Origin of the sequence: Bacteroides sp. An269 (assembly GCF_002159755.1) — a bacterium.
GTDB lineage: Bacteria > Bacteroidota > Bacteroidia > Bacteroidales > Bacteroidaceae > Phocaeicola > Phocaeicola intestinalis.
Map to the genome: position 1 here is coordinate 1 of NZ_NFJG01000080.1, position 20412 is coordinate 20412.

Below are 20412 nucleotides of genomic sequence, written 5' to 3' on the forward strand. Positions count from 1 at the left end.
TTTCGCCCCTGTTCTTCGTCAGATAGCCCGCTATCTTCCTCATCACAGAAGCGAAAATGCCTCAAAAACTCATCCCAAATCATCGCACGATAAATTCAAAACAGCTTCTCAAAACCGTTTCTCAATTCTTAACCGGCAGACGTTTCCATAACCAGCGGGGAAGCAAACGCCAGGCTCCTACCAGCAGACGGTAACGCCAGTCGATGACTACCATACGCTGCTTGCGGTGAATAGCACGGACAATGCAACGTGCCACCTTACCGGGACGCATCAGGAACGGATAATGTTTTCCGTCGTTCAGCAAATCTGTCTGGACAAACCCTGGACGGATATCGGTAAAACATATACCTGTCCAGCCATGCATGCAGGCAAGCTGTTCAAGGGCGTCGATGTAGGTATTCTGATATCTTTTGGTCGCCGAATAAGCAGGAGCGATGCCCAGTCCCTTGGTGCCGGCAATGGAGCTGATTACAGCAATGTGCCCTTCGCCCCGGTTTCCGAAATAACGGAATGCCGCATCTACCATACGGGTGAACCCTACTACATTGGTCTGTACCGTATCAGTCTCGATATCGGCATCGAGGTTGTAATTCTGATGTCCGATACCGGAACAATGCAGATACAAGTCCATACCACCTAAATCAGTTATCAACGCCTCCAGTTCGATAGGGGCATTTTCTTTCCGGATGTCTATTACACGGTAATAAATGCGCGCAGGAGCCTTACGCTGAAATGCCTTCAACAGCCCTTCACGACGTCCGGCTATGCCCAGTATCCAGCCTTCTTTCAGCAAAAGACAGGCGGTTTCATATCCGATGCCGGAGGTAGCTCCTACAATGACTGCACGTTTCTGATTCTGTAGATTCATAAAAGTCAAGAAGTTAAGTAGTTCGTACTTCATAGATAAAAGATTCTGATGCAGGAACACTTCCGGCATGCCGGTTATAATAAAAGTCTCCATTCAGGGGCATACGTTCATTAAGCATGGCAAATGCCGGAGAAAGGTGTGCACAGAACACATCGTAAGAATGACGGTTGGCACGTTCACCCGTATCATCCCGATAAAACACGGCATAATGGTTGAGCGGGTAATCCGCAATCAACCGGTTCAGGTATTCGGCCCAGCCGCGTGCCTTTCCGGGCGTAATGCGGTCGAACAGGTTCGACACATTGAAAACTATCAGTTCCGATACTTTTGCATGCATTTTCCAGAAAGCCGGAGGCACTTTCTCTGCCTGAGTATAGAAATTTGTCTGTACCTGACGGTAAGCATCCGAACGAAACATCAGACGCGCAATATCAAGCATTTCTTCTACCGGACACACCCCCAGATAGGCAAGGTCGATGTGCGGCAAACGTTTGCACACATCGGCAAATGCCAGTCCCGAAGCTCCACCCTCGTAGGCAAGGTCGCAAAAAACCACCCTTGCCGACACGTTGCGGACAGCAGGGAAAAGCCATCCTCCTACCAGTTCGTAGAAAGCGCGGGCCGCACAATAACTGCGCCGCATATAATAATAGGTATACAGTTGTACCAGCCGGTCAGGATACCCGGCAAACTGAAAATCGCAACGTCCGTAAGCTATCTGTTCACGTACCTGTGTATCATCGTTGACATTGACAGGTATCTTGGGAAACAAATCTGCGACTACTGCATCGAATGTTTGCCCAAAAGGCTGCGACAAGGGATAATTATCAGAACACAAGTCCCATCCCGATTTGAGGTCAGGCAATTCGAAATCACCTTGGCAAAACCGGTCGAGTGGCACGTGGATATAACCGTTATGCATACGGATATACTCCATCAGCTTGTAAAACGTAAGGCTGGCTCCCAATATTCGTGGGTTTCCGGTCAGGAAAAGTTGCTTACGGGCACGGGTGATTGCCACATTCAGCTTACGGTCGATTATCGCATCGCCTTCACGAAACGTATTGGCAGTCAAGAAGTTTAGCTGATTGAAATCGCGTACGGTAAACGAATAGATAATGACATCACGCTGGCTTCCCTGATAACGCTCTACCGTATCGATGGTTACTTTCTCCAGCTCAGGAATATCCAGGTGTGCCACTTCCCGCCGTATCATGGCTATCTGATTGCGATAAGGCACAATAACCCCTACAGTCTTGCCAGCATCAAAAGCCGTTCCCATAAACCGGTAGATGCGACAAAGCAAAGTAGCGACAATGCGTGCTTCGTAAAGATTACTCTTTTCGGAATGAGCCGTATCTGCCGGCGTATCGGATGCAATGAACACCATACGCCGGTACAACATCAGCCTGTCAAGGTTGTCTTCGGGTTCACGAAGGACGTAAGGCAACGCTTCTTGCTGATGCGGAAGCGGTACCGGTTCCAATTGTTCGCGGGAATAAAACGCATGGTCAGGAAACTCTGCAATTAAAGGATGCATCCGTCCTTGCTTGTGCAAAATACTGCAAAACTCTGGTTTGCACCCACGATACAAGCGCTCGAACAAAGAATTACGGCAATCATTCAATCCGATTTCCAGCAGCAACGGGTCAGTCACCCGGGCTTCTTCCTCGCTTTGCAAAGCAATGGCAGGTAATTGCTTGTAATCGCCTATCAGGACAAACTTGCCAATGGCATTCCCGTCTTTGTGACGCGCAGAAAGAATGCCTATAAGGTCGGGCTCCAATATCTGCGAAGCCTCATCGATGATAGCAAGGGTGAAACGTTTTAACTGGAAGAGGTAAGGACGTCCGTTAATGGCGGTAGTAGTTCCCACGAAAATACGGGTGCGGAGTATCTTCCCACGGATATCTGCCAGTTTAGGACAATCGGCAAGACTATTATTCAACAGATAAGGCACAAACCGCTTATCGCAGGCCAGTTCGTTCCCGATGCGGATAAAGGGATGCCGTCCGGCAATGCCCGAACTGGTCAGCATATTGCAGATTTCATCTACAGCACGATTGGTATAAGACAAAAGCAACAAAGAACACGCCGGGTCGGTCAATGCTTCTTCCACCATATAGCGCAGGGCACACGAAGTCTTGCCCGTTCCCGGTGGACCAACCAGCAGGAAATAATCATCGCATTGCTTTGCTTTCAAGACCAGTTCATCAAACCTTCCGTACGAACCGTTCAATGTACGTGAAGTATCCCGTCCGGGCACACGCCTGCCCAGCAATAAGTCCTTTCGGTCGGTAGAAGCGGAAAGGAAAGCATACAGTCCACGGATGGCATTGCCGGCAGAAGCATCCGAGAAATCGTGCTCAATGGCAAAAGTATCTGTATCCGTTCCGATGATGTCGGGATTCTGTTGTCCGTTACGTAACTGGACAAGTATCCTGTCGGGATAAATCTCTACCAGATTACCTTTCATCAGGATATGCCGGCGCACATCAGGTTGACCACGATAAGCATACAGCACGACTATATCCCCCGTACGGAAATTAGGAAGGAAATCATCTCCCTGCCGAGGAACGCTCAATTCTATCCGATCGTATCCTTTACCTGGTGCACTCTGACGGCGGGAAAGAATCTTCAAGCCCAACAGGATGTTACCCGCCTCTATTTTTCCGGCAAGGGGCGTATGCCACAAACCGGCAAACCCTTGCGATGAACCGGTATTCCCTCCCGTCTTTCCCAACAATTGCTCCTTGGATACAAAAGTGAAAAAACGGCGGAAATAAGCCTGTTCCAACGGGTCTCCCTGCTTGAGGAGGTGAATCAGACTGCTCAATTCAGGTTCCTGATAACGGGTCCAAAGCTTGCCGTGGTCTTTCTTCTCATTCAGTACCTCCACATCCAGTTGGTCTATGATTGCAGCGATACCCCCGTTTGCCAATATCATTTCGTTTGCCACAATCTGATTGCGCAAACGGATACATTCGCGAAACAAGCTTTCCGAAAAGTGTTCCAGCATCAGCCCGTCCTGGTATTTCGAATACAACAGAAGAGTTTGCGTATCATCGGCACTCCTGCCGAAACCGTACATCAGTACCCCCTGATAAAGCATCATCTGCACATAATGGTCTTCTTTATGACGATGATTGTACTCATCCCGTTTGCCCGATTTCTGTTCGATAAGCACCTTCAGGTCCTTTTGCAACAGGTCGGCACGCCCTTGAAGGCCGAGACTTTCGCAAATGAAAGATGCTTCCAGCCAAGCCTCCCGCCGCTCGAACGCTTCCAGGTTATGCGGCAAAAGGTCGTGAACAAACGAACGTATGTTCATCATCTGTGTCTGTGCCAAGGAGTGAAAATCATTGGGAATCTCACACGTACAGAACTCCAATGCCGATGTAGCGAAGAATTTCTTCACCGTTTGGGCATAAGTGACAGGAATATCCTCCTGCTCGTTGATGTAATCATCGAGAAACTGTCCGGCAAGGTTTCCCAACAGGATATGGTATGTATTGGCTTTCGGCCTGATTTTGTTGATGAAATAATTGAGCGGATGATGCCCGTACTCACGGAAGCAAACGGCAAGTGAACTGATATCTATCAGGTAATCAGGGTGTACCACAATCAGTTTCGGAACATACTCGTGATGTTCGTCGATACGTACATCCAGCAGATTGAGCTGCATGTTTTCAGTCAGAAGCCCGGACAAATAAGCCATATCACCGTTATATCCGCCTTCCCTGTAATTGATGATGATAAACGGGTCTTCTCCGTTATCGGTAGCTGCATAAATACGTTCATCGGTCCAGCTGGAGACCACCGCACGCACATACGGTACATGCTTCAAAGAAGAGACGTGATACGGACGGTTCTGATGAGGAAGGTCTGCTATCAGTGATACCGGAATATCTTCACCGAACGCCACCGACACAAAACGGCAAAGTGCACGCAAATCGGAAAGATAGGTTTCTTTATCGGGAGAGAAGCCCTTGTGCATCGCTTCCTTAGCATTCCGGCGCATGGTCTGGACGGCATAACGGTCGGATGGTGTCATCCCCTTTTCCTTGCATACATAGTCCAGCCTGGAAAACAAGTTGGAAAACGAAAGGGTAATGCCTTGCGTCAACTCGTAACAAGCCTCCTCCAACACCTTGTAAAGGGCGGCGTATTTAGGCTTTATATTTTCGGGAGCAACTGGAGGTCTATGATGTATCTGTTCGATTCGCCGGTACAAATCAAACGCCTGAAGTTCGATGCGTTCTGCCATGTTCAGAGGGCTTCACCAGGAATATGCTGCACACAATATGCTTTCTCCAATGCCGGATACAGTGAACGGTAGGTCTCGGTAACATCCTGCATCAAGACTCGCGCCGGACTCGTCTCCGTCCGGCTGTCATCATATCCGGGTAATAGTACAGAAGTCATACCCAATATAAATTCATAAGTACTTCCGTTGGTCAGTACGATATGTATCCGAGTCTGATCCGTATCCTCTGTCTGCGTAAAGATACCATGCAACATATTACTGGTCGAAGCCGAAGGATAGATGGTGACAATACCCGACGCAGCCTCCTTATCGGTATAGGTGAACACATATTTTCCACCTGCCTGCACCAACGGGGCGCTCTCAATATCACGTTGAATGGCAAGTGTCTGGCTTTGTGTAAGCTCTGCACCTTGCACCACGCCTTCAATGCGGCTTATCGTATAGGTTGTTTCGGGATAAGCCACGGTAACCTGCAGGGTATACCGGTTCCATGCCCGGTCGGTAATGTTCAGTTCGGCACTGCCCAGTCCTACAGGTATCACGGTCAATACATTCCCATCATACCGATAGTCGATAACAGTGGTATCGGGATTGGTAATGACATACATCCCGTCACCACCCGAAATATGAAACGTAGCCCCTGCGCTGTACGGGCTGAGCGTCAGGACACTGTTGGTAAAATCCAAGTCTGCCTCTGATGAAAGCGACAAAAAAATAGCTCCATAATCATCGTCCTTACACGAAGCAAACGAAACAATTCCAGCCAGCAGGACGATGTATAATAAACTTCTTACAAGAGTCTTTTTCATATCTTCATTTCCTAATGTTATACAATGAGACAAAGATACGATTTTTATTTTTCCAAAATACTCCTCTGCAGGGGATAAAGGAGTTAAAAGGCGTTAACTCCTTTTTCATTCCTCGCTAATGGTATAGTCTCCAGCCTTTTCGGTAATTACCTGTTGCAAAGCATCCAATGGCAATGCTTTGCCATCAGCATAAGTAAGAGTAGCGACAGGAGGTTCCAGTGTCACCTGTGCTTCTACTCCTGCTATCGAATTCAACGCCTTTTCCACATACGTGCGGCAATGATTGCACATCATTCCCTCTACACGATAGGTACGGCTTAAGGCATGCGAAACGACCTGCCCGGGAACAGGCTCCACAGATACAGCCTCTACCGGTTTTCCGATGCGCTTGCGGTGCAGGCGCAGGCTATTAGTCACTACACTAACACTACTCATAGCCATTGCCGCCCCAGCCAGCATGGGATTGAGCAGAAAACCATTTATCGGATAAAGGATACCGGCAGCAATGGGCACACCTATCAGGTTATAAATAAATGCCCAGAACAGGTTCTCGCGGATGGTACGGGTGGTGAAGACCGAAAGCCGGATAGCATCGCTTATCTTACCTAAGTCGGACGAAATCAAAGTCATCTTTGCCACATCCATCGCCAGATCGCTTCCTTGCCCCATCGCAATGCTGAGGTCGGCATGTGCCAGTGCCGAACTATCATTGATGCCATCGCCCACCATCGCCACGTGCCTGCCTTCTGCCTGAAGATGCCTGATAACCTCTGCCTTGTCTTGCGGAAGCATCTCTGCACGGAAATCATTGATACCTACCTGGCGGGCTATACTTTGCGCCGTCACCCGATTGTCACCGGTAAGCATCATCACCGATATGCCTTGGCGTTGCAGGTTTTCGACGGCAGCTTTCGAAGTGGGCTTGATACGGTCGGCTATGGCAAATACCCCCAACGCTACTTCGGCGTCGGCAAACCATACAACCGTTTTGGCTTCGGAAGCAAAGACATCCGCCTGTTTCTGTAATTCATCAGCAATACGGATATGATGTTCTGCCAGCAAGCGGGAATTACCCACATAATAAGCTTTGCCGTCCGATGTACCTTTAATGCCCTGCCCTGTCACACTTTCCGCATGCTCGATAACAATGCGTGCTCCGGCATCGGCAAGACTTTCCGCATACTGTACAACCGCATTTGCCAACGGATGCTCGGAACACCTTTCTAATGCATAGAAAACGGCTTGCAGATATTTGTCCTGCGTATTCCATACGGCATCGGTTACGACGGGTTTCCCTTCGGTAATGGTACCGGTCTTGTCCAGCACAATCGTGTCTATCTTTTTCGCTACCTCCAGGCTCTCGGCATCTTTGATGAGAATGCCTTGTTCAGCCCCCTTGCCTATACCCACCATAATGGCGGTAGGAGTGGCAAGCCCCAATGCACAAGGACAAGCGATAATCAGCACCGTTACGGCAGACAGCAAACCGTGGGTAAAACCATTTGTCCCGCCCAATACCAGCCACAGAATAAACGTAAGCAGGGCTATCCCCATAATGGCAGGAACAAAAATACCAGCTATCTTATCAACCAGCTTCTGTACCGGTGCCTTGCTTCCCTGCGCCTCTTGCACGGCACGGATGATGTGTGCCAGCATCGTATCGGCTCCCACCTTTTCAGCACGGAAACGGAAACTTCCCTTTTGATTGATGGTTCCGGCATAGACATTGTCGGCTTCTTTTTTCCACACCGGCACGGGTTCGCCGCTTAGCATACTCTCGTCAACATACGAGTTTCCTTCGGTCACCTTTCCGTCTACAGCGATACGTTCGCCCGGTTTTACCACCAGCATATCCCCTGCCTTCACCTCATCAATACCAACCACCTGCATCGTCCCGTCGGCATGGACGAGGGTCACGGTACGGGGTTGCAAGCCCATCAGCTTCTTAATAGAGTTGGACGTCTGTCCCTTGGCACGTTCCTCCAGCATACGTCCCAGCAAGATAAAGGCAATAATCACGCTTGACGCCTCAAAATAGACGTGAGGCATCACGCCACGCTCTAACCAGAAATCAGGAAAGAACAGATTGAACAGGCTGAACAGGTAAGCGATGCCGGTGCTGTTTGCCACCAGCGTGTCCATATTGGCAGAACGATGTTTCAATTGCTTCCAGGCATTGATGTAGAACTCACTCCCCATCCAGAAAATCACGGGTGTGGAAAGAATCCACATAATCCAGTTGGCATAGGGCATATCCATGAAGAACATGCCGATAACAGCAACAGGCAAAGCCAGGGCTATGGCACACAAGGTACGGAAGCGCAAATGCTTGTAACGCTCGGTATGAGCATTTTCAGCCACTTCAACACTATTCTTTTCCGTATCAGTCACCAGGTCATAACCCGCATCTTGCACAGCTTTCTTCAACTGTCCGGGCGAACATTGCGTTTCATCATAAGTTATGGTGGCCGTAGCCGCTGCATAATTCACACTTGCTTCACATACGCCAGGCTGGCGGTTCAGGGTCTTGTCCACCCGTGCGGCACAAGCAGCGCAACTCATACCCAATACGGGAAACGTCTGTTTATGGATTGTAGATTGACTCATATCAATTCGCATTTTATAGTTTGGTTGCAAAGTTAACAAGCCTTTCGGATATACCTTTATATTATTATGGATATATTTTATAGTAAGACAAAATTGGTTTGCGAAAAATTCTTGACTGGAAATTCGGAGTCATGTACAACTTGACTCCGCAATAAAATCCAGCACAAGCAACTATTTGCTACAAACAGACAAAAAGCCCACAAAATCCGACATTTATCGGCAAAATACTTCTAAACTCATGCAATCTTATCTGTTTTTTTATTTACCTTTGTTCTTCATAACAAGTTTTTAAACATAAGGTGTATGAGCAAAGTAGTAATTAATTCGTACGAAGAATTTGAGAGATTGTTAGGCCAGCAAATCGGCGTGTCCGATTGGCTGGAAGTGACGCAAGAGCGTATCAACCAGTTTGCCGACGCTACGCTGGATCATCAATGGATTCATGTGGACGTGGAACGTGCGAAAACGGAAAGCCCTTTCAAGAGCACCATTGTACACGGTTATCTGACCCTTTCCCTGCTTCCGTATTTCTGGAATCAGATTATCGAAGTGAACAACCTGAAGATGATGGTAAACTATGGGATGGACAAGATGCGTTTCGGCCAGGCTGTATTGTCGGGGCAACGCATCCGCATGACGGCTGAACTCCATTCGCTGGTCAACTTGCGCGGCACGGCAAAGGCCGAAATTAAGTTCTTCATCGAAATCGAGGGACAGAAGAAGAAAGCCTTGGAAGGCATCGCCACGTTCTTGTATTATTTCTGTTGAATATTTAAGGAGTTAGAAGGAGTTAGAGGAGTTAGAAGGAGTTAGAGGAGTTAGAAGAAGTTAAGCCAATACCTTCACGAGTGCTTCCACCAACAAAACTAATTGAATATCCGCAAACATCCCATGTAGGGGCGTATGGCATACGCCCTGAAGACATCCACGTGGATTAGTTGACGTATTCGGGCGTATGCGATACGCCCCTACAAAGCAATTGGGTGAAATGCGGATATTCAAAAAACTATTGGCTTCTAACTCCTTCTAACTCCTTCTAACTCCTTAACTCCTTCCTTAAAACCTCATCGAAGTATAAATTCCGACACATCCGTCGCCGGCTACGGGATTGATTGTCAGCTGATGCTTTTGGGCAAACGGGCGGGTGAAGATGTACGAGCATCCGGTGCCGATGGCTGCTCCGGCAAGTACGTCCCATCCGTCATGCTTTTTGCCGTATATCCGGCTCCAGCCCACGTAGGTGGACAGCACGTATGCCGGAAGCCCCCATTTCCAGCCGTACCGCCTTTGGATGAATGCCGCCGCGGCAAACGATGTGGCGGTATGCATCGAGGGGAACGAATGGCGGTCGCTGTGGTCGGGGCGGTCTTTCCTGATGCTGTACTTCAGGGCATACGTGGCGCCTGCCGTGGCAAGGGCGGAGAATGCCCCTTGTTTCAACCCTTCCCAGTCTTTTTGAATCAATACGGCGGTTAGTCCTGCCACGGGAAGCAATACCGCTCCCACATCGCCCGATGTGCGCACCGCCTTGCGCGAGCCTGTCACTTCCAGTTCTTGGGCGGACACGGGCAACGCCAGCATGAGCAAGGCGAGCAGTGTCAAAAGGTTCTTTTTCATTTGTCGGTTTATAGTTTGGGGATAAATATCAAAAGCCCGATTGTTGCCGAAGCCATGGCAAGAATCAATACCGCTCCGGCGGCAAGGTCTTTGGTGCGCTTGATGGCCTCGTCGTATTCCTCCGACACGCGGTCGGCAAGCGCTTCTATCGAAGAATTGACGGCTTCGGCGGCAAATACCATGCCGATGCACACGACGATGGCAATCCATTCCATACGGGATAATCTGGCAAGGAAGCCTGCTGCCAGCACACATGCCGTGATGAAGCAATGTATCCACGCATTGTGTTCGTAGCGGACGAGCAGGTATATCCCGCGGAATGCATAGCGGAAACTCTTCATCCGCTTGCGGAAGGTAAAGCCGTCGTTTTTCATATCCTTACGCACACCTCTACCGGACAATGGTCGGAACCGAATATTTCGGTATGGATGGCTGCGCTCTCCAGCTTGCCGGCGAGCCGTGCCGAGGCGAGGAAGTAATCGATGCGCCACCCCGCGTTCTTCTCGCGTGCCCGGAAGCGGTACGACCACCACGAGTAAATGCCTTCCTGTTCGGGATAGAAATAGCGGAACGTATCGATGAATCCCGCGTCCAGCAGGGTCTGGAACTTCTCGCGTTCCTGGTCGGTGAAGCCTGCGTTCATGCGGTTGGTCTTCGGATTCTTCAGGTCTATCTCCTTGTGCGCCACGTTCAGGTCGCCGCATACCAGCACGGGCTTCTTTGCGTCAAGTTCCAAGAGGTACCGGCGGAAGGCATCCTCCCACGTCATCCGGTAGTCCAGGCGCTTCAGTCCGTCCTGCGAGTTGGGGGTATAGACCGTTACTAAATAGAAGTTCTCCATTTCCAAGGTGATGACGCGTCCTTCACGGTCGTGCTCGTCGATGCCCATGCCGTAGCTTACGTTCAGGGGCTGGTGGCGGGTAAAGATGGCGGTGCCCGAATAGCCTTTCTTCTCGGCATAGTTCCAATACGAGGTATAGCCGTCGAAAGCCAGGTCGAGCTGCCCTGCCTGCATTTTGGTCTCCTGCAGACAGAAGAAATCGGCATTTAGCCGGGTGAATGCGTCGCGGAAGCCTTTGTCGCAGCACGCCCGCAGTCCGTTTACGTTCCAAGAGATGAGTTTCATATATTTTTGTTTTTTACTAGTTGACCAGGTATCAGGTACTAGTTGACCAGGTTCTGAATAGTTTTACTAATGGTATCTAAAATCTAGTTACCTAGTACCTAGTCAACTAGCCCCTAATACCTGATTCCCTTATTTCTTTAAGTCAAACAGATAAGTCAGCCGGGCACCGATGTACGAATGTGCCGAGCGCGAAAACGGGTCCTTCTTTGAATTGTTGTAAAAATCCGACAAGCCGAAGTAATAACGGGCTTCCAGCACAAAATGACCGATACCCGTACGTACCTCCATGCCGCCCCCGCCTACAATGCCATAATCGAACTTCCGGTCTGCCATCTTGCCGTATTGCTCGTTGGGAGCACGTCCCGAAGGGTCCCAAGGGTCGCTCATCGTTTCTTTTTCCCCTATCAGGTATCCCACTTGCGGTCCCAGGTTGAGCACGAAACGCACGCCGTTCCCCTTGTCCTTACCGAAAGCCAGGTGGGCGAGCAGGGGGATTTCGATGTAGCTCATCGAGCGGTGATATGTATCGCCTGTCCCATCTTCTATCACTTCCTTCCATCCGCGTTGCGAGAAATTCACTTCTCCCTGTATACCGCATATCATCTTGAAATATTTTTCGCCGATATAACGCACGGTCAGTCCAAATGCCGGCCCTACCTGTTTGCCTTGCTTGAAACTGGGCGTGATACTGATAGAGCTGAAATTGACGCCGCCGTTTACGCCTATGGAGAGGTTGCTCCGCTGGTCTTGCAGTTGCGCCTGGGCGGGAGATGCCCCCAGCAGGCATAGTCCGGTAATGATAAGTATGTAAAGTCTTTTCATCATAAGTAGATGTTGAGAATTAGTTTATTTTAATATCCGCATTCCACCCAATTGCCCCTACATGGGATGTTTGCGGATATTCAAATAGTTTATATAATGTGTCAGCTCAGAAACGCAGATTAACGCAGATTTTCGCGAATTCTTTTGATTTACTATTTTTCGATTTACGAAGTACGATTTAATGCTCAAATAGTAAATTGTCAAATCGTAAATTAAAGTAATCTGCGTTAATCCGCGAAAATCTGTGTTTCTGATAATATCATTTCATTTTGCATACTTACTTATTCAAAATCAAGTTTGACCAGTTCGTAATTTTGCGAGAAATGTACGAAGAATATCTTGCGGTTGATGAATCCGCCCCAGTTATTGACCCGCTCAAACTTGAATCCGGTCTGTATCGGTACCACCTTCATACGGTCCAGATTGTCTTCCAATTTGTTGCCATACTGCGAAAGCCCTTTCAGGAAATAATAACCGATGTCAAACCCCAGCATGCCGTATTTGGGATAGATATTCGCCATATCCTTGCTATACCAGTGCCGGTAGGCATGTGTGAAGTCCACGGCGGCTGGAAACAGGTTGTTGGTATAAAACGACGAATAAAAATACGTGTCCAGTTCGTAAAAGTTGGCAAGGAAATCCTGCGTGTAGGTCTGCCATTCAGGATAACCGAAGAGGTGCATGTCGAAATGCGGATGTTCCTTGCGCACCAGCGTAAGATGAGGAACCAGTTTTGTCAACGCTGTACTGCGTGCCGAAAGCGGTACGAAAATGTTCTGTTGCAGCGTGTCCATCGCACTGATAACCCGGGCAGGGTCAATTTCCCCCTCCAGGCGTATCTGGGTAAAACGCACACCGTTATCCTTCAGTTCCGCCTTCATTCCCTTAATGAAATCGGCTTTTTCAGGGTCGGGCGTACCATCATCAAGGAACACCACATTACTCCGCCCGAACTTACGGAGAAAATGTTCGTATACCTCCGAGTACAGATACGATTGTGGCGTATTCACCTGGTAAAGCAAAGGATTGTTGAACACCTGGTCTACCTTAGGAGCAAACGGCACCACCAACCGGATATTGTTCTGCCGGGCAAAATCCGTCAAGGGAGCAATCGAAGCGGCATTTACCGGCCCCACAATCAAATCCATCTCTTTCATCCGGCTGTCTGCCAGAATTTTTTCGGCACCTGCCTTAGTCTCCTTGGTATCGTAGGCATAGATATCCATCGACACTCCCTGACGTTTCAGGCTGTCTGCCGCCATCAGAAAACCTTCGTAAAACTCCACAATACGTGTCTGTGGCTCGCGCTGTGCACCGTTCTCTTTCGAAAAAGGGAGCACCAGCGCCACTTTAATAGTATGAATGGGTTTCTTTTCAGCAGCATTTTGCCTGAACAGTTCCTCGTTGGTAGGCTCGGCAGCAGCCTGTTTTGCCGCCTCTATCACCTCTGCCATAGCCTGGCGTTCCGCCTCTGGATAAGGGATAAAAAGGAAGGTTCCCCGTTTCAGCTTACCTTTCTTCAGCTCAGGGTTCGCCGCCAGCAATTCTTCTTCACTGATGCCATACTGGCGGCAGATGCTGAATATGGTTTCACGGCGTTGCACCTTGTGCATTGTCTTCCATTCGTCTTTCGCCTGTTCCGAACCCTGTTTTGCAAGAGTAGAAGAAGGTTGTGCCTCTGTCTTTCCATCAGGAGCCGGAACCACGATAACCTGCCCCACACGGAAATTGCTGGCACTCAGACCAGGATTTGCAGCACAAATGGCTTGCGCAGTCACCCCATATTTCACAGTCAGCTGATACAGGGTTTCCCCCCGCTGAATGGTATGATACTGCGGCCCCTGCTTGGCAGCAGATGCTTGCGGGATTTTCAACGTTTCGCCCGTGCGGATTTTCTGGTCGCTTCCGGGATTCAGACGCACGATATCACTTACCGGCACATTGTACATCCGTGAAATAGAATATAAGCTTTGCCCCTGTGCCACGGTATGCAGGAAAAATCCCGCATCGCCCGCGGTCTGTGCGTTCAGTACGGGATTACCTATCCACAACGCAGCCGCTACGCAAAGAATATGAATGAATTTCATCTTTTTTGTCTCTTGAATTGTTTGAACGGGCAAAAATACGCATTTTTATCGGTAGGCTAATGGATATTCCCAAGAATTTGCTCTCCGTGTAAGATTTTTTGGGAAATAAAAAGTTCACCACAGGATATAGGGTACCACACAGGAAAATATAATTGAATATCCGTATTTTCCCAACAAAGAGTTAAAAGGATTTATTTCAGGGAGTTAAAAGGAGTTAGAAGCCAATACATTAGTTCATGGAAGCCATAGCAAGACTATTGGCTTTTAACTCCTGCCGAAGGTATAACTTCTTTTAAGTTCCTCTTTATACTATGGGCATTTTGCGGAATTCATAAAAATTTAAAAGGCTCTGTGTCCTCTGTGGTGAAAAATGATAAACTTATTTCACTAATTCGTATTCCAGGCAAGCCATGATGAAAGGGCCGATGGCTTTGCCTTCATTGTTTACGATGGTTACGTCTTTACCGCACAGGTAATAGTCGGGTGTACCGTCGCGCGAGGGATCTTTTGCCGGACCCAATCCTGCCGAACGGCAACTTTGGTTCAGGTTAATGGTGCCGTCTTCGTTGGTGGTGACAAAGGTTTTCAGCAATCCTTGGTATGCCTTTTCGGCTACGTCCTTATAGCTTTCGGGCAGGATGCCGAGGCGGATGCCTTTCAGATAAGCGTAGGTAAACATGCTCGAAGCCGAGGACTCCAGGTAATTGGCGATACCGCATCGGCTTACGAACGAATCGTCGTATTGCAGCAATTGGTACCATACGCCGCTCTCCCGGTCTTGCCAGCGTGCCAGTCCCTTGGCTACGGTATTTACGATGGTCTTCAGCTCATTGCAGTCGGGGTGCGACTGGGGCATCACTTCCAGTACGTCGACCAGTGCAGCGAAATACCAGCCCATGCCCCGTCCCCAGAATTCCTTGGAGCAGCCTTTGTGAGGTTCGGCTTTGTTTGCCCAGAACGAGTTGGCGTCTTCGGGATTGGCAGACCATGCGTGATAATACAATTGCTTGCCGGCATCGTAGGTATGGTGGGCGATGGTCTTGAACTGGTGCGCAATGTCGGTCCATGCCTTTGTATTGTTGGGGTCGAAGTTGGCTTGCCATTCGGCATAGAAGGCGGCTCCCATATAGAGACCGTCCAGCCACATCTGTCCCGGATAGATATCTTTATGGAAGAAACATCCTTTGGCATCGCCTGTCTGGATACGAGAATAGTCGTTCACCAGGTAATTCCGAAGCCAGTCGGCAGCCTTTTTGTAGCGGTCGGCATTGTGCGTGCCGTTCTGCTCGTCCAAGGCTTTTTCGTGGCGGTAAAGGGCGAAGAGCACCTTGCCCGAATTGATGTTGTCGATGTTCCCTTTCTTGAAGTTCTTGAAGGTGCCGTCGGGATTGATGGCGTTATCAGCATATTCTTTAGCCCATTGGTAATAGTTGGCAGTCCAGTCGGCATACCGATATTGCTCGCAAAGGTTCAGGAGCGATTTGGCTACCAGCCCGTTCACGTAGTCCCACGATTTGCCATGTGTCCATTGTTTGCCTTGCGATTCCGCCATGCGTTGCGAATAGCGTGTTTGCGCATGAGTGGAAAGGGTGCAGCAGGCGGCAAGAAGCAGGCATACGGCGCATACGAATGTTTTCATGTTCGATAGTTTTTTAGGGTTAGGTTTTATTTCTTTTACGGTTAACGAAAAAAGGCCGGCTGAACATTCAGCCGACCTTCATGTTTTGAGGTTCCTGGCGGATTCGAACCGCCGTGCACGGTTTTGCAGACCGCTGACTAAGCCACTCATCCAAGGAACCATTGGTTGTTACACTTGTGTTTCTCAAATGCGTTGCAAAGGTATGACTATTTTTTGAATCTGCAATACTTTCCACCGAAATTTTTCATTTTTCTTCATGTTTTCCATCAGTTTTCCATCTGTCTTTTCAAGAAATGCTCTTTATTGTACTCATGTGCATCGTTAAACGGCGAACTCACTTGTGTTCATCAAAAGGCATGTTTGAATCGTTGTCTTTTTGAAATACGAAGCCAGCGCAATCTGTTTCTTCTGTGGAGAGCGTGCAGATTGCGCTTGGGCATTATCGCATCAAAAAGGTATGCCGTTTAAAACCGGTATCCGATATTCAGTTGGAAATTAGAGTTCCGCAATCCTAACAGGTCGTGCACCTGTTTGATGCCTACCATGTAATTGAAACTGACGGTGTAATGTTCGGCTATGATTGCTTTCAGTCCGGCAGTTCCTCCATATTCCCAGTGGCGGAAAGGAGTGAGAAGAGCATGTGCATTGTTCGGGCTTCCTTCGATGGGGTACGAATATCCTTTCATCGGATTCCATTGGTGTGTTTCCGTGCGTGCACCTTCTCCATCGGGCTGTACAATTTCCAGCGAGGAACTTCCTGCGCTGAAGCCGTATGCTGCATAAAAACCGATAGACGGCATCAGGCAGAAACGCTCGGCAATGTGGAAGTTATAACCTATCTTGAGGGGCAGGATCAGGTTGTTTATTTTAGTGTCTGTCTTAGGGAAATGTGTCACCATGTAAGGCGAGAATTTCATGGTGCTCCGGTTCTGTAAAAGTGTCAGTCCGGTTGAAAGTGTCCAATGTTTTTTGAACTCATAGTCGACGGTTGCCCCTACTTGGAACCCGGCTTTCATTCCTCCTGTTTGTTCTGCCGTATGCTTTTGACTTGCCAGATAGTGTGACAGGTTTGCTCCGGCTTCTACGCCAAAATTTACTTGTTGGGCTGCTATTGGCAGGATATTTAGAAGGGACAGTATGAGTATAATGGATAATTTTACGTTCATAATGATGTAATGGTTGTTTTGAATGGATTGTTATGTATTTCTTCACTATTAAAGTGTGTTGTTGTTTGTTTTTGGTTCCTTTTATTTCTATCTTCGCACTCACCTCCTTTCTTTTTAGGTGGTTGGGGCAGGCACTTCCGGTTTCTTTTAGCGGGGAAAGGGAAGGGGCTTGCCTTTATTTCATTAGAAAATTGTGATTAGTTGGTCTGATTTAATAGAACTAGTAATAATCAAGGTGTATTCTTCTCCGTCTTGCAATGCATCTAACGGTATGACCATATAGGCAGAGTTCTCTTGAAGAATTTCTTTCGTAAGAATAGAAACGCCTTGTGAATTTCGAATTTCAAGATACACCGTTCTATCCGGCTGACTGTTAGTCAAGATGAGGAGACCGTTTGTCACTTCTCCGGATATAGGTATTTTAGAAAGGCTGCGTTTTATGCTATGCGTATGCCATCTCCCATTTAGTCTTGTAGATTTATTGTCTTTTCTATGATATCCATAGGCAGGAAGTATACAACAAATCAACAACCCCGCGATCAATAGTTTTGTTTTTCTCATAGTTTTCTCGTTTTTGATTTGCTGCAAAATTAGACATAACAAGTAAAACCAACAAGAAACTTACCTTGATTTCATATAGACATAATGATTTTCTTGGTTGTTGAAAATCAGTTGATTATAAACATTCCTATGCGTTTAATCTGTACATTGCTTTTCAATACTCCCAAATCCAAGTATCGAAGCTCCTTTTTTCGTCAGAAAGTTTGAGTTGAGTGTAGATTTTCTTTTTCAGTCGAGATTTGGATGTGGAGACGGATGCGGGTGAAATGGCCAAGAGTGTAGCAATCTCGCTAACGGAGAAATGCAGCTTTATCAGGCAGCAAAGCAACACTTCGTATTCGCTTAATGAAGGTATAGATGTAAGCAGACGTTGCCTGAAGCCGGTGTAGATGGTATCGGCAAGTTGGCATATTTGGTTTCTGTCCGCATTGCTTAAACAAATAGGGTGCTGATGCAAAGCTGTGAGATAGGGATGTGTTTCAATCAGAAGAGCAGACAATTGGTCTTTCTCTAGCTGGAGTTGATTGAATGCTTCGGTAATAGTGGTTGCTCCATTAGTGGATTTATAGGAGGTGATTTCAGTTTGCAGGTGTGCATTCTTTTGTTGTAAAGTTTGGTTCTCTTCGCGCAGAAAAGCAAGGGTTTCGCGTTGCTCTTCCAATTGCTCTGCAACTTCCTTATTTTCAGCAATTCGTTTTTCCAATTCTGCAATGTAGATATTATTTCGTGCCATAAGCCGTTGGTTTTTGTTTAGTTGTGCTGTTAGGCGGTTTAAATCTTCTTTCTTTCGGTATAGCATTGTCTTTCGGTATATGTAGAAGTAGGTGATGACCCCAATCAAACAAAGCACAGCAATAATGCTCAACAAAAACCATCGTGCAGTTTGAAACTCTAATTGCTGATTGCGGTGAGCAAGTTTTTGGTGTTCGTATTTCTCTTTATAGGCTATGATGGTTTCACTTTTGTCTAACGCATAAATGGAATCTTGATAGAATAATAAGGAATCGCAAAAGTCTGTCATATATTGCCGATAAGTAGGCTGCTGGCTCAGAGACAATAAAGCTTCATACACTCCTGCAAGTGTATATACATTGGAAGTATGTAAGGCTTTCTTTAAATAATAATAAGCCGAATCGTATTCTTCCAGACAAAGGAAAGTTTCCCCTATTCCATAATAATCTGGAGCAATATTGTTTTTTATTGCTCGTTTTTCTAAATCCAGTGCTTTCTCGTAATTTCCCAAAGCAAAATAGACATCAGCCAATTCGCTTTCTAAGGAGTTGAAAGTTTCATGGATGCTGTCTCGTATCTGAATGGCTTGGTTATAAGACTGGATAGCACGTTCATACTCTCCTCTTACGCTATATGTTCTTCCAAAATCTTGTAAAGTTGTCATTTCATACCGTTTGCAGGAGTCTTTCACGGCATAATCGTAGGCTTCTTGAAAGGCTTCCAAGGCATAGTCGGTCAGGTTGCGGTACACATACAGGTTGCCTAAGGAGGACATGACCAGATAGCCTAACTTATAGTTGTTGATCTTTTCTATATTTGCTTTAGCCTCTAAAAAGTAATTCATGGCTTTCGTAATATGCTTCAGTTCATAGTTGACATTGCCCATATAAAGTGCCGACATGGCTTTCCTTCGAGCGTTATCAGTATGTCGGTAATAGTCATAAGCAATGCGGATGAGGGAATCGGACTGGAAAGGCAGGCACAATTTGAATTGGGCTTGCGTTGTCAGCAGGCACCACAAGGCATGTTGTTTTTTATTTCGTGCGGAAGGAATAGGCATCGTTTTCAAGATATGCAGGGCACTGTCCGGATTATTAAACATTAGTGCTTCTGCCTGTATAAGTTCAGGCAAAGGGGAAACGTCTTGTTTCTTGCATCCGAAAAGCAAGAACAAGCCGATAAAGTAAAATATGGTGTACGCTATGCCTTTTGTTTTCATGCTTTTTGGGTTTCATGACAAAATTAAGCAAAATCCGTTGAAATATGTATGTCGTTTCAGTTAAAAAAAAGTATCTGCTTCTGCGCCTCTGCGTTCGTTAGTTGAAGCGCAGATTGACGCAGATTTCGCAGATTACTTTTCAATTTATGTCTGTTGTTCGCATCTATTTGTTTCTGTTTGCTCAGAAAGGAACGTACACGGAGAGCATGAGGTCGGACAGATGCCCTTTGCGTCCGTTTGCCGCTCCTTTGTTGAAATGCTTCAGCACGTCGAGGCATCCGTATTGGTAGGAGAGGGCAAGCTCGCAATGCTTTCCTATGCGGTAGCCTATCTTTGCCAGTACGGGCAGGTCGAATACGGCTTGCGGGCGTACATAGAGGGTAGGAGCCACACCCAGCCCGAAGAAGAACTTCCCGGTGATGCGGTAGTTCCAGCTGGCAGCTATGGAAATGGGCATGACGAACTCGCTGAACTCATCTCCTTCATTGCCGGTGTAAGTACCGTCTTGCTTAGAAAGGAACGGCACGTACTTTTGTGTGCTCATACCTTGGAATCCGATGGTGAGGTCGAGGTCGAAGAAGTGTTTCCGCTGGGGCAGGAAGCGTAAGCGGTACCCTATCATCCCGTTTCCTTTCAGGTTATGGTCGTAGCGTAATTCGTTGGTAGGCGGAATAAGTTGCTTGCTGTCCTGCATGGGGAATCCGATACCTCCGCCGACTAACACTCCGTGTTCCACCTTCTGCGCGAAGGCGGAGGTGGAAAAGATTACTAACAATAAAAAGAATAAGAAGCTGTTTTGAATTTCTCCAAAAAGTTTTTCTTGGCTTGATGTATCCGTTTTCGTGTGTGCTTTGGGCGATTTTTTGGTCCTTTTCGCTCCTGTTCTTCGTCA

The 20412-nt window shown here is 47.6% G+C and carries 15 protein-coding genes and 1 tRNA gene; 1 reads left to right on the plus strand and 15 read right to left on the minus strand.

What is annotated here, in order from left to right; all coding sequences use genetic code 11:
• Nucleotides 1-121: 121 nt before the first annotated feature.
• The 4 genes from B5F71_RS13560 to B5F71_RS13575 form a co-directional block, all read right to left on the minus strand.
• The gene (locus B5F71_RS13560; RefSeq protein ID WP_022039509.1) at nt 122-868 is read right to left on the minus strand and encodes an SDR family NAD(P)-dependent oxidoreductase; all 747 of its coding nucleotides are present in this window, start codon (nt 866-868) and stop codon (nt 122-124) included.
• Nucleotides 869-881: 13 nt separating this feature from the next.
• Nucleotides 882-5135 (minus strand): AAA domain-containing protein, encoded by a 4254-nt coding sequence (locus B5F71_RS13565; RefSeq protein WP_087211236.1) that lies wholly within the window; start codon nt 5133-5135, stop codon nt 882-884.
• 2 nt (nt 5136-5137) lie between these two features.
• The gene (locus B5F71_RS13570) at nt 5138-5944 is read right to left on the minus strand and encodes a hypothetical protein (protein WP_143269908.1); all 807 of its coding nucleotides are present in this window, start codon (nt 5942-5944) and stop codon (nt 5138-5140) included.
• A gap of 105 nt (nt 5945-6049) precedes the next feature.
• Nucleotides 6050-8551, minus strand: coding sequence for a heavy metal translocating P-type ATPase (locus tag B5F71_RS13575; RefSeq protein WP_087211242.1), 2502 nt, complete (start codon nt 8549-8551; stop codon nt 6050-6052).
• Nucleotides 8552-8854: 303 nt separating this feature from the next.
• Here B5F71_RS13575 and B5F71_RS13580 point away from each other — a divergent pair, with 303 nt between their 5' ends.
• Nucleotides 8855-9319 carry a MaoC family dehydratase gene (locus B5F71_RS13580; protein WP_013618596.1) on the plus strand — a complete coding sequence of 155 codons (465 nt, stop codon included), beginning with the start codon at nt 8855-8857 and terminating at the stop codon, nt 9317-9319.
• Between the two features lie 288 nt (nt 9320-9607).
• On the opposite strand, the gene B5F71_RS13585 is transcribed toward B5F71_RS13580, so the two are convergent.
• The 11 genes from B5F71_RS13585 to B5F71_RS13635 form a co-directional block, all read right to left on the minus strand.
• Nucleotides 9608-10168, minus strand: a complete 561-nt coding sequence (locus tag B5F71_RS13585; protein ID WP_087211245.1) for a phosphatase PAP2 family protein — start codon at nt 10166-10168, stop codon at nt 9608-9610.
• Between the two features lie 8 nt (nt 10169-10176).
• A complete protein-coding gene (locus tag B5F71_RS13590; protein ID WP_087211248.1) occupies nt 10177-10542 on the minus strand; it encodes a diacylglycerol kinase family protein in 366 nt (121 codons plus the stop codon).
• Nucleotides 10539-11294, minus strand: a complete 756-nt coding sequence (locus B5F71_RS13595) for an exodeoxyribonuclease III (RefSeq protein WP_013618606.1) — start codon at nt 11292-11294, stop codon at nt 10539-10541. Before B5F71_RS13595 ends, B5F71_RS13590 begins: the two co-directional genes overlap by 4 nt.
• Nucleotides 11295-11423: 129 nt before the next feature.
• Entirely contained in the window at nt 11424-12116 is a 693-nt protein-coding gene (locus tag B5F71_RS13600; protein WP_162609947.1) for a porin family protein, read from the minus strand.
• A 281-nt stretch (nt 12117-12397) separates the two neighbouring features.
• Nucleotides 12398-14203 (minus strand): LysM peptidoglycan-binding domain-containing protein, encoded by a 1806-nt coding sequence (locus B5F71_RS13605; RefSeq protein WP_087211255.1) that lies wholly within the window; start codon nt 14201-14203, stop codon nt 12398-12400.
• Nucleotides 14204-14582: 379 nt separating this feature from the next.
• Nucleotides 14583-15842, minus strand: a complete 1260-nt coding sequence (locus B5F71_RS13610; protein ID WP_087211257.1) for a glycoside hydrolase family 88 protein — start codon at nt 15840-15842, stop codon at nt 14583-14585.
• An 88-nt stretch (nt 15843-15930) separates the two neighbouring features.
• A tRNA-Cys gene (locus B5F71_RS13615) sits at nt 15931-16002 on the minus strand.
• 304 nt (nt 16003-16306) lie between these two features.
• Entirely contained in the window at nt 16307-17008 is a 702-nt protein-coding gene (locus B5F71_RS13620) for an outer membrane beta-barrel protein (RefSeq protein ID WP_087211260.1), read from the minus strand.
• A gap of 183 nt (nt 17009-17191) precedes the next feature.
• Nucleotides 17192-17569: a DUF3244 domain-containing protein gene (locus B5F71_RS13625; protein WP_087211264.1), complete on the minus strand. Its 378-nt coding sequence runs from the start codon at nt 17567-17569 to the stop codon at nt 17192-17194.
• Nucleotides 17570-17723: 154 nt separating this feature from the next.
• Complete coding sequence (locus tag B5F71_RS13630) at nt 17724-19520, minus strand: tetratricopeptide repeat protein (protein ID WP_087211266.1); 1797 nt, start codon at nt 19518-19520, stop codon at nt 17724-17726.
• Nucleotides 19521-19701: 181 nt separating this feature from the next.
• Nucleotides 19702-20295, minus strand: a complete 594-nt coding sequence (locus tag B5F71_RS13635) for a hypothetical protein (protein WP_241148609.1) — start codon at nt 20293-20295, stop codon at nt 19702-19704.
• Between the last annotated feature and the right edge of the window lie 117 nt (nt 20296-20412).

Coding starts and splice junctions, on each gene's coding strand:
- B5F71_RS13560 (WP_022039509.1), bottom strand. CDS start 868: ATGAATCTACAGAATCAGAAACGTGCAGTCATTGTAGGAGCTACCTCC.
- B5F71_RS13565 (WP_087211236.1), bottom strand. CDS start 5,135: ATGGCAGAACGCATCGAACTTCAGGCGTTTGATTTGTACCGGCGAATC.
- B5F71_RS13570 (WP_143269908.1), bottom strand. CDS start 5,944: ATGAAAAAGACTCTTGTAAGAAGTTTATTATACATCGTCCTGCTGGCT.
- B5F71_RS13575 (WP_087211242.1), bottom strand. CDS start 8,551: ATGAGTCAATCTACAATCCATAAACAGACGTTTCCCGTATTGGGTATG.
- B5F71_RS13580 (WP_013618596.1), top strand. CDS start 8,855: ATGAGCAAAGTAGTAATTAATTCGTACGAAGAATTTGAGAGATTGTTA.
- B5F71_RS13585 (WP_087211245.1), bottom strand. CDS start 10,168: ATGAAAAAGAACCTTTTGACACTGCTCGCCTTGCTCATGCTGGCGTTG.
- B5F71_RS13590 (WP_087211248.1), bottom strand. CDS start 10,542: ATGAAAAACGACGGCTTTACCTTCCGCAAGCGGATGAAGAGTTTCCGC.
- B5F71_RS13595 (WP_013618606.1), bottom strand. CDS start 11,294: ATGAAACTCATCTCTTGGAACGTAAACGGACTGCGGGCGTGCTGCGAC.
- B5F71_RS13600 (WP_162609947.1), bottom strand. CDS start 12,116: ATGAAAAGACTTTACATACTTATCATTACCGGACTATGCCTGCTGGGG.
- B5F71_RS13605 (WP_087211255.1), bottom strand. CDS start 14,203: ATGAAATTCATTCATATTCTTTGCGTAGCGGCTGCGTTGTGGATAGGT.
- B5F71_RS13610 (WP_087211257.1), bottom strand. CDS start 15,842: ATGAAAACATTCGTATGCGCCGTATGCCTGCTTCTTGCCGCCTGCTGC.
- B5F71_RS13620 (WP_087211260.1), bottom strand. CDS start 17,008: ATGAACGTAAAATTATCCATTATACTCATACTGTCCCTTCTAAATATC.
- B5F71_RS13625 (WP_087211264.1), bottom strand. CDS start 17,569: ATGAGAAAAACAAAACTATTGATCGCGGGGTTGTTGATTTGTTGTATA.
- B5F71_RS13630 (WP_087211266.1), bottom strand. CDS start 19,520: ATGAAAACAAAAGGCATAGCGTACACCATATTTTACTTTATCGGCTTG.